Consider the following 14,006-nt stretch of genomic DNA (forward strand, 5'->3'; position numbering starts at 1 on the left):
TTGGCATCAGCGGGAGTCAATGCAAGGAGAAGACCATGTCTGTCGAACCGCATTTGACGTGGTGGAAAAACGTCGTGATTTATCAGGTGTATCCACGTTCATTCGCCGACGGCAACGGCGACGGTGTTGGCGATCTGCCCGGGTTGATCGGCCGGCTCGATTACCTCAAGGCGTTGGGCGTCAGCGCCTTGTGGTTGTCACCGGTTTACCCGTCGCCCATGTGCGACGCCGGGTACGACATTTGCGATTACACCGGCATCGATCCGCTGTTCGGCAGCCTCGCCGACCTCGATCAGCTGGTTTCGCAGGCACACAATCGCGGCCTCAAGGTGCTGATGGATTTCGTGCCCAATCACACCTCGGATCAGCACCCCTGGTTTGTCGAATCGCGCGCCAGTCGCGACAATCCCAAGCGCGACTGGTACATCTGGCGCGACCAGCCGAACAACTGGCGCGCCTCGATCGACGGCGGCAGCGCCTGGACGTGGGATGAAGGCAGTCAGCAGTATTTCCTGCATTTTTTTCTGCCGCAGCAGCCCGACCTCAACTGGCATAACCCGCAGGTCGTCGAAGCCATGCACAACGTGCTGAGGTTCTGGCTGGATCGCGGCGTCGACGGCTTTCGGATCGATGTCGTGCATTGCGTCGGCAAGGACCCGAGTTTCGCCGATGACCCACGCTGTCTGGCCGGCGAAACCATGGTGCAGATCAATGATCAGCCCTACAGCCATGAAGTGCTGCGCGGGCTACGGCGCCTGGTCGACCGTTATCCCGGCGACCGTGTGTTGATCGGCGAAGTGAATATTCGCTCGACCGCGCGGGTTGCGGCGTATTACGGCGCCAGCGATGAGTTACACATGTCATTCAATTTTCCGCCGCTCGATGCGCCTTGGGATCCGGTGGTGTTCCGCCTGTGTATCCGTGAGGTCGAGCGTTGCCTGGGCGAGCAGCAAGCGTGGCCGACCTGGGCATTGTCCAACCACGACAACAGCCGGATTCGCAGCCGCTACGGCGGTTCGCGGGCCAAGGCGCACGCCGCGGCGGTCATGCTGCTGAGCCTGCGCGGTACGCCATTTATTTTTCAGGGAGATGAACTCGCGCTGGAAGACACCCAAGTGACCGCGCAAACCCGCGTCGACCCCGGCGGACGCGATGGCAGCCGCGCGCCGCTGCCGTGGACAGCGCAACCGCCTCACGGCTGGACCGGCAAAACGCCGTGGCTGCCCTTCCCGCCAGATGCCGCCGCCCTGGCCGTGCAGGCGCAGGAAAACCCCAACGACTCGACGCTCAACCTGTACCGGCGTCTGCTGCGCTGCCGCCAGGACAGCCCGGCCTTGCGGGTCGGCGACTGGACGGAGCTGCCCTCGCACCCGCAATTGCTGGCGTACCGCCGACACTGCGAGGAGGACGAGCGCATTGTCTGCATCAACTTCGACGAGGCCGAGCACACCTTTGCCCTGGCCGGTGACTGGCTGATCGAAGTCGCCAGTGATCGTCACGGTGAGAACCGGCCGTTTGCCGGGATTGTCGGCCCGCTGCAAGCCGTCATATTGCGTCGCACAGGAGTCGCCCATGAGCGCTGAATGGCCGCACACCACGGTGATCTACCAGATCGATCCCTCACTGTTTTTCGACCGCAACGACGATGGCTGCGGCGACCTCGCCGGCATCGTCGAGCGCCTTGATTACTTGCGCTCGCTGGGTGTCGGCGCGCTCTGGCTGCTGCCAATCTTTGGTTCGCCGTTTCGCGACGGCGGCTATGACGTGGACGATCACCGGGTCGTCGCACCGCGTTTTGGCCGCGAAGACGATTTTCGTCTATTGATTGACGAGGCGAACAAACGCGGCATGCGCGTCATCCTCGAATTGGTGTTGCAACACACCAGCGAGCAACATCCCTGGTTCGAACAGGCACGTCAGGACCGCACCAGTCGTTATCGCGATTACTACATCTGGGCGGACGAACCGATCGACGACGGCAACCAGCCGATCTTTCCCGGCGTCGAGGACAGCATCTGGCAGTGGGATGAACAGGCCGGGCAGTTTTATCGGCATCTGTTTTACCGACATGAGCCGGACCTGAACCTGGCGAATCCTGCGGTGGTTGAGGAGATCGAGCAGATCATCGCCCACTGGCTGCACCTGGGCGTTGCCGGGTTTCGGCTCGATGCGGCGTCCCATGCGGTCGAACAGGCCGGCGGCGGCAATGAGGAGCACGGCGTGTGGCTGCTGGAGCGGCTGGCGGCGCACGCCCGCTCGATCAATCCCGACTGCCTGCTGATGGGCGAAGTGGATGTCGAACCGGCGCGCTTCCGCCACTACTTCGGCACGGGCAATCGCTTGCAACTGGCGCTGGATTTCTGGCTCAACAATCACGTGTTTCTGGCACTCGCCCGAGCGCGCGCGGAGCCGCTGTGGCGCGCCTTGCAACATCGCCCGGCAGCACCGGACGGTACCGGTTATGCGCTGTGGCTGCGCAATCATGACGAGCTGGATCTGGAGCGCCTGACGGAACAGGAGCGCGAGGAAGTCATGCAAGTGTTTGCCCCACAACCGCACATGCGCGCTTACGGTCGCGGCATTCGTCGGCGCCTGGCGCCCATGCTCAACGGGGATGTGCGGCACCAGGCGCTGGCGCACGCGCTGCTGGCGTCGTTGCCGGGTACGCCGATCATCCGCTACGGCGAGGAGATCGGCATGGGCGATGATTTGCTGCGGCCCGAGCGCCTGGCGGTGCGCACGCCGATGCAGTGGAGCGCTGAACGCAACGGCGGTTTTTCCCGGGCGACACCGAAAAATTTTCCCGCGCCGCTGATCGACCAGGGACCGTTCGGTTACCCAATGCTGAATGTCGCGATGCAGCAGGAAAAACCCGAATCTCTGCTCAGCCGTTGTCAGGCGATTTTCCAGATGCGTGCCGTGCTGACAGAAGTCGGCAGCGGCACGGCGCACCCGCTACCCTGCGAGCACCCGGCGGTTTTTGCCATTCGCCACGAGGGCGAGGCGACGACGATCATGCTGGCCAATCTCGGGCACCCTCCAGCCGCGCTTGAGCAGACAATGATTCAGGCGCTACAGGGGTTCGAAGAGATTCTCGCAGACGGCACTTACCCTCCGCCGGCCAGCGCCAACACGGCGCTGACACTGAACGGATTTGGCTACCGCTGGTTTCGCCACGGCGGTTCAAAACAGCAACAGCACCGCCGCGCACACCAGCGCCAATAACGCAGACAATGCCGTGACCTGCGTCGATGTCAGCGCCAGCGCCGAGTCCTTCGAGCGGCCGACAAACCGTCCGCGTGTGCGGTGCAGGTCAGTGCTCTGCGCCTCGTATAGATTATCGCCACGGTCGGCGTCGTCACTTTCGTTGCACATCTGCCCAGACCAGGCCTGGCGCGCCAGCATGCGGTCGAGCAGGCCTGGCATCAGACAGGTTCCGACGATTGCTTTGATCGTTGCCATGCCCAGCCACAACTCTCGGGGTGGACGCCGCACAACACTAAAAATCGCACGGGCAGCGACGTCGGGATCGTGGATAGGCGGCACCGGTTGCGGGCGCTTTTCCAGCTTGTTGCGCGCCCAGTCGAACTGCGGCGTGTTGACCGCTGGCAGCTGCACCATGCACAGGCGAATCCTGCTGTGGTCATGCAACAGTTCACAGCGCAACGCGTCGGTGAAACCGCGCACGGCGAACTTCGCGGCGCAATAGGCTGCCTGCAACGGGATTGCCCGATAGGCCAGCGCCGAGCCGACCTGAATGATCAGCCCCTGATTACGCGGGCGCATCAAGCGCAAGGCGGCCAAGGTGCCGTGGACAGCGCCCAGATAAGTCACTTCGGTGACTCGGCGGATCTCCTCTGCGGTGAGTGTCGCCACCGGTGAAAACACCGTGGTCATGGCGCAATTGATCCAGATCCGCAGCGGCCCCAATTGCGTTTCCAGTTCATCCGCCGCCGCTTGCACGGCTTGCGCATCGGCCACATCGACACTGATGGCCTTCACCGCGACGCCGTACTGCGCCAGTTCTTCGCACGTCTCGGCCAGCGCAACCTCATCGCGTGCCAGCAGGCCGATGCGGTAACCGCCGGCGGCGAAGCGCTGGGCCGTGGCACGCCCTACGCCTGCGCTCGCGCCACAAATCACCACCAGATCGTTTTTCTGCTGATCCATTGTTCTGCCCGCCCTTTGTCTGGTTGTTCCTAACAAAATGGACGACAGGTCAACGCCGACAGTTCGATTTTTTGCCTGCGTGGTGAAGGCCAATCCCCGCCTACCGACCTGCGACTGAACCAACGCTTCGGGCGGGTGATCGTACGGCGTAGGGTATAGACTGTTTGGCTATTGCGTTTCGAACATGCAGCACAACCTGGCCGGTACTGTCCGGCCAACCTGCAACCCCTCAAGGCAACCGTTAAATGGCAGCATTTTCCTGCCCTGATCATTTCGGAGACCACGATGCTTCGCCTGTTTGAACAAAGGCTTGACCCCTTTCCTCCCGACGAGGCCCCACCACCGCCAGTCGGTCTGTTCCAGTTTCTGTGGGCCTGTACGCGCGGTGCGCGCCGCTACATTCTTGTCTTCGCCCTGCTCAGCGCCAGCGTGTCCATCTACGAGGCCTGGCTGTTTTCCTTTCTCGGGCAAGTGGTCGATCTGCTGTCGACCTGGCAGACCGGGGGCGCGGCGAGCGACGAGGAAAGCCGTGTGCTGTGGGGCATCGGCATTGTGCTGGTTGTCAGCATCGGGCTGGTGGCGCTGCGCACGATGGTGCAGCACCAGATCCTGGCGATCAATCTGCCGCTGCGCCTGCGCTGGGATTTCCATCGATTGATGCTGCGACAAAGCCTGTCGTTCTTCTCCGATGAATTTTCCGGCCGGGTCACGACCAAGGTGATGCAGACAGCGCTGGCCGTGCGCGAAGTGCTGTTCACGCTGATCGAGATCCTGCCCGGCATTGGCGTTTATTTCATTGCGATCATCGCTCTGGCCGGCGGCTTCGCGCTCAAGCTCATGCTGCCGTTTCTTGCCTGGATCGTGCTGTTCGGCCTGGCGATGCTGTATTTCGTACCGCGCCTGGGCCAGGTCGGCCAGGAACAGGCCGATGCACGCTCGTCGATGACCGGGCGCATTGCCGACGCCTACACCAACATCACCACGGTGAAACTGTTCTCCCATTCCAAACGTGAAGCGCACTTTGCGCGCGCGGCCATGGAAGATTTCAAGCTCACCGGATTTCGCCAGATGCGGCTGGTCAGCCAGTTCGAGATCGTCAATCAGGCCCTGGTGGTCGGGCTGATTCTTGGCGCTGGCGGCTACGCCCTGTGGCTGTGGCACCAGGGCCAGGTCGGCACGGGTGCCGTGGCGGCAATCACGGCGATGGCGTTGCGCATCAACGGCATGTCGCACTGGATCATGTGGCAGATGACTTCACTGTTCGAGAACATCGGCACCGTGCAGGACGGCATGGACACCTTGACCCGCGGCCCGAAAGTGCAGGATGCGCCGGACGCCAAGGTATTGGTGCCGGCGGGCGGCGCAGTGACGTTCGATAACGTCAGCTTCAACTACAACGGTGAACGCCAGGTGCTCGATGGTTTGAGCCTGAACATTCGTGCCGGGGAAAAAATCGGCCTGGTCGGCCGTTCCGGTGCGGGCAAATCGACCCTGATCAACCTGTTGCTGCGATTCTATGACGTGAACAGCGGCGAGATCCGCATCGATGGGCAAAATATCGCGCACGTCACGCAAGACAGCCTGCGCAGCGTAATCGGCATGGTCACGCAAGACACGTCCCTGCTGCACCGTTCGATTCGCGACAACATCGCCTATGGCCGCCCGGATGCAACCGACGAACAAATCCGCCGCGCCGCCGCACATGCCCAGGCCGACGGTTTCATCAGCCAACTGAGCGACAAACAAGGCCACAACGGTTACGACACCCTGGTGGGTGAGCGCGGCATCAAGCTTTCGGGAGGCCAGCGCCAACGTATCGCCATCGCCCGGGTGATGCTCAAGAACGCGCCGATTCTGTTACTCGACGAGGCCACCAGCGCGCTGGACTCCGAAGTCGAAGTCGCGATTCAGGAAAGTCTCGATGAGATGATGAAGGGCAAGACGGTCATCGCCATCGCCCATCGATTGTCGACGATTGCGGCCATGGATCGCCTGATTGTCATGGATGAAGGGCGCATCATCGAGCAAGGCACCCACGCCCAATTGCTGGAAAAGAACGGCACCTATGCACGGCTCTGGCAGCACCAGAGTGGCGGCTTCCTGGGCGAGGATCAGGGGCTGACCGAGACGCTGGAACAGGCCTGATCGCCGGCGGACCGTAACGGTCTTTGCGGTTCGCCCATACAACAAAGCCCTGACAAGTCAGGGCTTTGTTTTTTCATGCTGGAACTCAGTGGGACTTCTTCGACACCGAGGAGCCCGCATTGCTCAAGCCTTTGGCGTTGTGATCGCCCGGCGTGGTCGTCGAGATGGCCCGGGCTTTGCTGATGCCGCGAGTGTCTCGGGAGTTGGCGACTGCAGAGGTGGTCGAACCGTGGCCATTGCTGTTCGCATTCTTGTCACCGCCGTAGTGATTGCCACTCAGGCCGTGATCGCGAACGGCTTTCCCGGCGGGGTCGCTGCTCATTCCGCCACGATTGCTGCCGGCATCGCCGGAGTGGCTTGAGCCGCCGCGACCGCCAGCGTTGCCGCCGCCATTGCCACCGCCGTTACCGCCACCGTTGCCACCACCATTACCACCACCGCCGCCACCGTTACCGCCGCCGCCACCGTCTTTGGCGTATGCCGAACCCATCACGGACAGGTCGGCAGGCAGAAGAGGCGCGGCTGCAAGCATCAGGGCGCAGGACATTACAGCAACGAGACTCTTGTTCTTTAAAAGCATGATTGCTTCCATAAAGGTTGATATCGCGAAATTAAGACGCGACAACGCCGATACAGTTCAAGCGAGGCGACGGATGGAGGCTGCCCAGGCGATGCCCGAGCAGCCATTCACAATCCCGATCATGCGGCCATCCGATTCAGGGCTTGAGAATCAGCACCGGTTCGCCCTTTTTGACGACGTAAGTGGCCAGTTCCGAGGCCTTGTCGCTGCCGACGTTTTTCGCCACATGCGCCACGCCTTGTGGAATCAACAACGACTCACCGGCCTTGAGGATCACCGGCGCACGGCCTTCCAGTTGGTATTCGAACGTGCCGCTGAGCACGTGCGCGATTTCCACGCCTGGGTGGGCGTGTCTCGGCGAAGTGACACCCGGTTCGAAATCGATCCGCGCCTGGATCACTTCGCTGTCGACCGCGCCCACGTCCTGGCGCACCAGGTCCGTGCGGCTCAGCCCCTTCTGCCAGCTCATGGCCCCGCTGTCAGCGGCCTGTGCCGAGCCGATCAGACAAGCGAAGACAGCAGCGGTGGCGAGAAACAGTGGACGATTCATGGTAGTACCCTCTCAAACGTAGTGGTTGTGGCCCTACTTTGAGCACGGCATGTACGCGGGATGTGTCCGGAATACCGCGTTGATTATTGCGGTGTATACCCGGGCGGGATTGATACACGCTCATACAAATGCTTCACAGTTTTACTCAAGCGCTGCCAGGCAGGCCATGTCGTCATGGAATCTGTAAACTGGCGCGCTCTCAACTTGTTCAAAGGGACCACCATGACCACTCCAGACATCACGTTCACGCCCGATCCGGACGCTGACTCGATTTCTTCCGACGTTGCCACCTTCGGCGGAATCATGGTCTCTACGCAGATCCCGACCCGCGCCGACGGCAGTCTGGAACTGGGCGATATCACCGCGCAAAGCGAATGCACACTGCAAGCATTGAAAGTCGCTCTGGAGCGCGCCGGCAGTTCGATGGACCGGGTCATGCACCTGACCATCTACCTCACCGACATGGCCGATCGCGCCGCGTTCAATGAGGTTTACCAGCGTTTCTTCGCCAAACCATGGCCGGTGCGTGCGGCGGTGGGCGTGGCGTCGCTGGCTGTCGAGGGGATGCGTGTGGAAGTGACGGCAATGGCGGCCAAGGCCTGATTGTTCAGCCTGTGAGCAGATTTGTCGCCTGACATGGCCCCTTCGCGAGCAGGCTCGCTCCCACAGGGACTGTCGCCATCCACAAAACTGCCTGACACCCCGAAAAACTGTGGGAGCGGGCTTGCCCGCGAAAGCGCCGGGTCAGGCAGCACATCTGTCGCTGACAGATGGCATTCGTCCGAGCGACACGGGTCCCTGGCCCATGCCGACCGATGCCAACTGAGCATGGCTTTCGCCATCGGGCAGCGCATGCGTGCCCGCCGTGCATTTCGCGAGTAGAATGCGCGCCTGACCGTGACTGCCTGACTAAAAAAACTATGTCCTTGCCCAAGCATCATCTGGAATTGCTCAGCCCTGCCCGCGATGTTGCCATCGCCCGTGAGGCGATCCTGCATGGCGCCGACGCCGTGTACATCGGCGGCCCGAGCTTCGGCGCGCGCCACAACGCCTGCAACGAAGTCGGTGAAATCGCCGATCTGGTGGAGTTCGCCCGCCGCTACCATGCGCGGATTTTCACCACCATCAACACCATCCTGCACGACAACGAACTGGAGCCGGCGCGCAAGCTGATCCATCAGTTGTACGACGCCGGCGTCGATGCGCTGATCGTCCAGGACCTGGGCGTAATGGAACTGGACATTCCGCCCATCGAACTGCACGCCTCGACCCAGACCGACATCCGCACGCTCGAGCGAGCGAAGTTCCTTGATCAGGCCGGCTTTTCGCAACTGGTACTGGCCCGCGAGCTGAACCTGCAGGAAATCCGTGCCATCGCCGATGAAACCGACGCGGCCATCGAATTCTTCATTCATGGCGCGTTGTGCGTGGCCTTCTCCGGCCAATGCAACATTTCCCACGCGCAGACCGGGCGCAGTGCCAACCGTGGCGACTGCTCCCAGGCGTGCCGCTTGCCGTACACCCTCAAAGACGAAAAAGGTGGCGTGATCGCCTACGAAAAGCACCTGCTGTCGATGAAGGACAACAACCAGAGCGCGAACATTCGTGCGCTGGTTGAAGCCGGTGTGCGTTCGTTCAAGATCGAAGGTCGCTACAAGGACATGGGCTATGTGAAGAACATCACGGCCTATTACCGCCAGCGCCTCGACGATGTGCTCGAAGATCGCCCGGACCTGGCCCGCGCCTCCAGCGGCCGCACCGTGCATTTCTTCATGCCCGACCCGGAAAAAACCTTCCACCGCGGCAGCACCGATTACTTCGTCACTGATCGCAAGATCGACATCGGCGCTTTCGACTCGCCAACCTTTACCGGCCTGCCGGTCGGTACGGTGGAAAAAGTCGGCAAGCGTGACATGCAGGTCGTGACCCAAGAACCACTGTCCAACGGTGACGGCCTGAACGTGCTGGTCAAACGCGAAGTGGTCGGTTTCCGCGCCAACATTGCTGAGGCCAAAGGCGAGTTCGAAGAAGACGGCGAGAAGCGCTACCGCTATCGCGTCGAGCCGAACGAAATGCCCGAAGGCCTGTTCAAGCTGCGGCCGAACCACCCGTTGAATCGCAACCTCGATCACAACTGGCAACAGGCGCTGCAAAAGACCTCGTCGGAACGTCGCGTGGCCCTGAGCTGGGTTGCCCGTCTGCGTGAAGATCAGCTGGAAGTGACCGCAACCAGCGAGGAAGGCATCAGCGCCAGCGTCAGCCTCAACGGACCGTTTGGCGTCGCCAACAAACCGGAACAGGCGCTGGAACAACTGCGCGACCTGCTCGGCCAGCTCGGTACCACCCAGTACCACGCCACCGACGTCAAACTCGATGCGCCGCAAGCGTTCTTCGTCCCCAACTCGCAGCTCAAGGCCCTGCGCCGCGAAGTGATCGAAGCGCTGACGGCCGCGCGTGTTGCCGCCCACCCGCGAGGCAGCCGCAAAGCCGAAACCAGCCCGCCGCCGGTGTACCCGGATTCGCACCTGACCTTCCTCGCCAACGTCTACAACCAGAAGGCGCGCGACTTCTATCACCGCCACGGCGTCAAGCTGATCGACGCGGCCTATGAAGCGCACGAAGAACCGGGCGAAGTGCCGGTGATGATCACCAAGCACTGCCTGCGCTTCTCCTTCAACCTGTGCCCGAAGCAGGCCAAAGGCGTGACCGGCGTACGTACCAAGGTCGCCCCGATGCAGTTGATCCACGGCGACGAGGTACTGACGTTGAAATTCGACTGCAAGCCGTGCGAGATGCACATCATCGGCAAAATGAAAGGCCATATCCTCAATCTGCCGCAACCGGGCAGCGTGGTCGGCCACATCAGCCCCGAAGACTTGATGAAAACCATCCCGCGCGCACCGCACTGAGTGAACGGCGTGCGCGGTGCTTCGGCATCGCGCACGCCTGCCCCGCTCTGCCTGAGCGAATCGCAGGCATAAAAAAACGCCAACTTCTTGCGAAGTTGGCGTTTCTTAATAGATGGCAGGGGCGGCTGGATTCGAACCAACGCATGGCAGGATCAAAACCTGCTGCCTTACCGCTTGGCGACGCCCCTGTAGCTCTGTCCAGCGACTCCTAGAAGATCGCTGTGAGAACGGGGCGCAATTTATCAACATTCATTTCGTTTGGGAAGCCCGAAATGAAATATTTTTTGTTTTAAAACAGCGACTTATTATTTTTGCCGAAAACCGGGCAGCGGCCATGCCCTCTTCGCCTCGTGTATCACACTGTGTACGCGCCCCTCTGCCGTACAACGCCTTGCAAAATGGCCGTCCCTCGACACATGGCGGATACGTCTGCGCGCTCCAATGCAGCCAAGGTTTCAAGGGTCTCGTCCAGCCCCCTGACCCAATAATTGCAGGAGACGTCATCATGAAAAAGGCTCAACCCTTGCGTAAAACCGCTGTCGGTTTATCGATGCTGGCCTTGTCGCTGTTCGGTTCAATCAGCGCCGTCCAGGCGCAAACCGTTGAACCGGCGGCCGTCAGCTACACCACGCCCTCGCCGTTCGGCCCGCTGAAACACGTCAAGGCCGGCGTGCTTGACGTGGCTTACGCCGAAACCGGCCCCGCCGATGGCCCGGTGGTCATCCTGCTGCACGGATGGCCGTACGACATTCACAGCTACGACGACGTCGCGCCGTTACTCGCAGCCAAGGGTTATCGGGTGTTGATGCCGTATGCGCGCGGTTATGGCGATACGCACTTCCTCTCCAAAGACACCCTGCGCAACGGCCAACCGGCGGCGCTGGCCAGCGACGTCATCGACTTCATGGATGCGCTGAAGATCAAGCAAGCGGTGCTCGGCGGTTATGACTGGGGCGCCCGTTCGGCCGACATCGTCGCGGCGCTCTGGCCGGAACGGGTGAAGGCGCTGGTGGCCGTCAGCGGTTATCTGATCGGCAATCAGGCTGCCGGGCAGAACCCGTTGCCGCCCGCAGCGGAACTGCAATGGTGGTATCAGTTCTACTTCGCCACCGACCGGGGCCGCGCCGGCTACGAGAAAAACACCCATGACTTCGCCAAATTGATCTGGCAACTCGCTTCGCCACAGTGGAAGTTCGATGACGCGACCTTCGACCGCAGCGCCAAGGCCTTGCAGAACCCCGATCACGTCGACATCACCGTGTTCAACTATCGCTGGCGGCTCGGTCTGGTTCAGGGCGAGGCGAAATACGCAGCGCTGGAACAGAAACTCGCCACCGCGCCGTCAATCAGCGTGCCGACCATCACCCTTGAGGGCGACGCTAACGGTGCGCCGCACCCCAAGCCTGAGGATTATGCGAAGCGTTTTACCGGCAAATATCAGTTCCGGTTGATCGAGGGTGGGGTTGGGCATAATTTGCCTCAAGAGGCTCCGAAAGCGTTCGCCCAGGCTGTGGTGGATGCCGATCACCTCTGAAGAAAAATCCTCAAGGGCAAAAACGGCGGGGTCTATTTGACCAGTCGTTTTTCTTTCGACGGGCGATAACCGAAGTATGAGCTGTAGCACTTGCTGAAATGGCTCGGCGAGACGAATCCGCAGGCCACCAGCACTTCCACCTGCGACAGTTCAGTGTGTTGCAGCAGGCGCCGCGCTTCGGTGATGCGCAGCTCCAGGTAATAGCGCTGCGGCGTGGTGCCCAGTTGCTCCTTGAACAGGCGCTCCAGCTGACGCCGCGAGCGCCCGGCGTAGACCGCCAGTTGTTCCAGTTCCAGCGGCTCTTCGAGGTTGGCATCCATCAGCTTGATCACTTCACGCAACGGCGCGCTGACGCAGATGTTTTCGTCCGGTTTGATCCGCCGGTAGCGCGACTCCTCGAAGGCCAGAATGTCTTCAATGCCCTCGACCAACGCTTTGCCATGCAAGCCCTTGATCCAGTCGAGCGCCATGTGGAACGCCCCGGACGGGCTGGAGGCGGTGAGGCGGTCGCGATCAATGACGTAGGGTTCGCTGCTGACGTGGGTGCTCTTGGCGATCTCGGTGAGCGCCGGGCGATGTTCCGGGTGGATTGCGCAGCGATAGCCGTCGAGCAAACCGGCGCGACCGAGAAACCACGAACCGTTCCACAAACCGGCGAGGCTCACGCCCCGCTCCGCTGCGGACTTGAGCAAGCCGATGAATTCGTCGCTGGCGCGCAGCTCGGTGCGATAACCACCGCAGACCACCAGCAGATCCAGCTCGTGAAGCGCAGCAGAATCCAGACGGGCATCGGGGCGGATGACCAGACCCAGATCGCTGATCACCTCGCCGTCGCCCAGGCCGAAAGTGCGCGACGAGAAAAGCCCCGGACGCAACAGGTTGGTGGTGACCACCGTGTCCAGTGCCTGGGTGAAGGCCGGTAGCGAAAAATGTTCGAGGAGCAAAAAACCGGTGCGGGTCACACCGCTGCTGGCGGTGTCCTGCTCATTCAGATAGCGGAGGTTTTTGCCCTTCATGCCTCCGCTGAATTGACGTCGTTCGATCAAGGTCGGGTCCATCGATGGTGTTGTTATCCGTCGATAGTTGGCCGGATATGCGCCGGAGTCAATCATGCCAGTGACTGGCGCGTCACAACCGGCACTCGCAGCGCCATCAACTCCACCACCCAATCAATAAACACCCGCAACTTGAGGCTGACATGCCGGTTCGGCGGGTAGGCGATGTAAAGGGGCATCGGTTCAAGCTGCCAGTCTTCGAATAGCGGCAGCAATTCCCCGTTTGCCACAGGCGCGTCAGACATGTACGTGGGCAACCACAGCACGCCCAACCCGGCGAGGCCCGCCGCGAGGTAGGCGTTGCCGTCGTCGACCGCGAGCACGTGGCGGCCTTTGATTTGCAATCGCTCAGTACCGTTGTGCAAGGCATAGGGCACGGGTTTGCCCGTGCGTGCCCAGAGAAAAGCGACCACGCGGTGATGGGAGTCTTCCAGTTCCAGCGGATGCGCCGGCGTGCCCTCGCGAGCCAGATACGCTGGCGCGGCAAACACGCCCAATGGCAGATCAGCGACCTTGCGCGCCATCAACGATTGGTCGAGCAGTTCGCCGCCGCGCACCACGCAATCGACGTTTTCATCAATGATGTCGACGATGCGGTCGCTGACGCCCATGTCGATCTGGATATCCGGATAGCGTGCATGAAACGCTGGCAAGGCCGGCACGAGAATCAGCCGCGCGAACGGGCTCGGTACGTCGACCCGCAAGCGCCCCCGCGGCAGTGCTGCAGCGCCGGGCAGGCTGGTTTCGGCGTCGTCCAGATCGGCCAGCAGCTTGATCACCCGCTCGTAATACGCCGCGCCGTCGGCGGTGACGTTGACTTTGCGCGTGGTGCGATTGAGCAACCTGACCCGCAAGCGGGCCTCCAGTTGCTGCACCAGTTGGGTAACGGTGGTCTTGCTCATGTGCAAGGTCTCGGCGGCTTTGGTGAAACTGCCCGCCTCGACCACCCGGGCAAAGGCCTGCATCGCATCGAACCGGTCCATTCGCGCCCCTCGATTGTTTGGGAATAACAAACAGTGAACGCCAAGCTTGCGCGTTTATCACGCGACTGCAAATACCTAAA

The 14,006-nt window shown here is 61.5% G+C and carries 11 protein-coding genes and 1 tRNA gene; 6 read left to right on the forward strand and 6 right to left on the reverse strand.

Going from position 1 to position 14,006, the window contains the following annotated elements; genetic code table 11:
* Window positions 1-35: 35 nt before the first annotated feature.
* The gene (locus HU743_RS19585) at window positions 36-1,583 is read left to right on the forward strand and encodes an alpha-amylase family glycosyl hydrolase (protein ID WP_186650650.1); all 1,548 of its coding nucleotides are present in this window, start codon (window positions 36-38) and stop codon (window positions 1,581-1,583) included.
* Entirely contained in the window at window positions 1,573-3,225 is a 1,653-nt protein-coding gene (locus HU743_RS19590) for an alpha-amylase family protein (protein ID WP_186650652.1), read from the forward strand. Before HU743_RS19585 ends, HU743_RS19590 begins: the two co-directional genes overlap by 11 nt.
* On the opposite strand, the gene HU743_RS19595 is transcribed toward HU743_RS19590, so the two are convergent.
* Window positions 3,184-4,170 carry an SDR family oxidoreductase gene (locus HU743_RS19595; protein ID WP_186650654.1) on the reverse strand — a complete coding sequence of 329 codons (987 nt, stop codon included), beginning with the start codon at window positions 4,168-4,170 and terminating at the stop codon, window positions 3,184-3,186. The two genes, HU743_RS19590 and HU743_RS19595, sit on opposite strands and share 42 nt — an antisense overlap.
* Before the next feature lie 285 nt (window positions 4,171-4,455).
* Between HU743_RS19595 and HU743_RS19600 the strand changes: the two genes are divergently transcribed.
* Window positions 4,456-6,315, forward strand: a complete 1,860-nt coding sequence (locus tag HU743_RS19600; protein ID WP_186650656.1) for an ABC transporter ATP-binding protein — start codon at window positions 4,456-4,458, stop codon at window positions 6,313-6,315.
* An 85-nt stretch (window positions 6,316-6,400) separates the two neighbouring features.
* Here the strand turns inward: HU743_RS19600 and HU743_RS19605 are convergent, their stop codons facing one another.
* Window positions 6,401-6,895, reverse strand: a complete 495-nt coding sequence (locus tag HU743_RS19605; protein WP_186650658.1) for a hypothetical protein — start codon at window positions 6,893-6,895, stop codon at window positions 6,401-6,403.
* A gap of 136 nt (window positions 6,896-7,031) precedes the next feature.
* Window positions 7,032-7,445, reverse strand: a complete 414-nt coding sequence (locus tag HU743_RS19610; protein WP_186650660.1) for a cupin domain-containing protein — start codon at window positions 7,443-7,445, stop codon at window positions 7,032-7,034.
* 222 nt (window positions 7,446-7,667) lie between these two features.
* Here HU743_RS19610 and HU743_RS19615 point away from each other — a divergent pair, with 222 nt between their 5' ends.
* Complete coding sequence (locus tag HU743_RS19615; RefSeq protein ID WP_186650662.1) at window positions 7,668-8,048, forward strand: RidA family protein; 381 nt, start codon at window positions 7,668-7,670, stop codon at window positions 8,046-8,048.
* A gap of 317 nt (window positions 8,049-8,365) precedes the next feature.
* On the forward strand, window positions 8,366-10,354 hold the full coding sequence (locus HU743_RS19620; protein WP_186650664.1) for a U32 family peptidase: 1,989 nt from the start codon (window positions 8,366-8,368) through the stop codon (window positions 10,352-10,354).
* Window positions 10,355-10,467: 113 nt separating this feature from the next.
* Here the strand turns inward: HU743_RS19620 and HU743_RS19625 are convergent.
* Window positions 10,468-10,542: transfer RNA gene (locus HU743_RS19625), tRNA-Gln, on the reverse strand.
* Between the two features lie 317 nt (window positions 10,543-10,859).
* On the opposite strand from HU743_RS19625, the gene HU743_RS19630 reads away from it, so the two are divergent.
* Entirely contained in the window at window positions 10,860-11,888 is a 1,029-nt protein-coding gene (locus HU743_RS19630) for an alpha/beta hydrolase (RefSeq protein WP_186650666.1), read from the forward strand.
* 32 nt (window positions 11,889-11,920) lie between these two features.
* Here the strand turns inward: HU743_RS19630 and HU743_RS19635 are convergent, their stop codons facing one another.
* Entirely contained in the window at window positions 11,921-12,946 is a 1,026-nt protein-coding gene (locus tag HU743_RS19635; protein WP_186650668.1) for a GlxA family transcriptional regulator, read from the reverse strand.
* Between the two features lie 50 nt (window positions 12,947-12,996).
* Window positions 12,997-13,926 (reverse strand): LysR family transcriptional regulator, encoded by a 930-nt coding sequence (locus tag HU743_RS19640; protein ID WP_186650670.1) that lies wholly within the window; start codon window positions 13,924-13,926, stop codon window positions 12,997-12,999.
* Between the last annotated feature and the right edge of the window lie 80 nt (window positions 13,927-14,006).

It is taken from the genome of Pseudomonas sp. SWRI99 (assembly GCF_014270125.1).
In the GTDB taxonomy this organism is placed as follows: Bacteria; Pseudomonadota; Gammaproteobacteria; order Pseudomonadales; family Pseudomonadaceae; genus Aquipseudomonas; species Aquipseudomonas hamedanensis.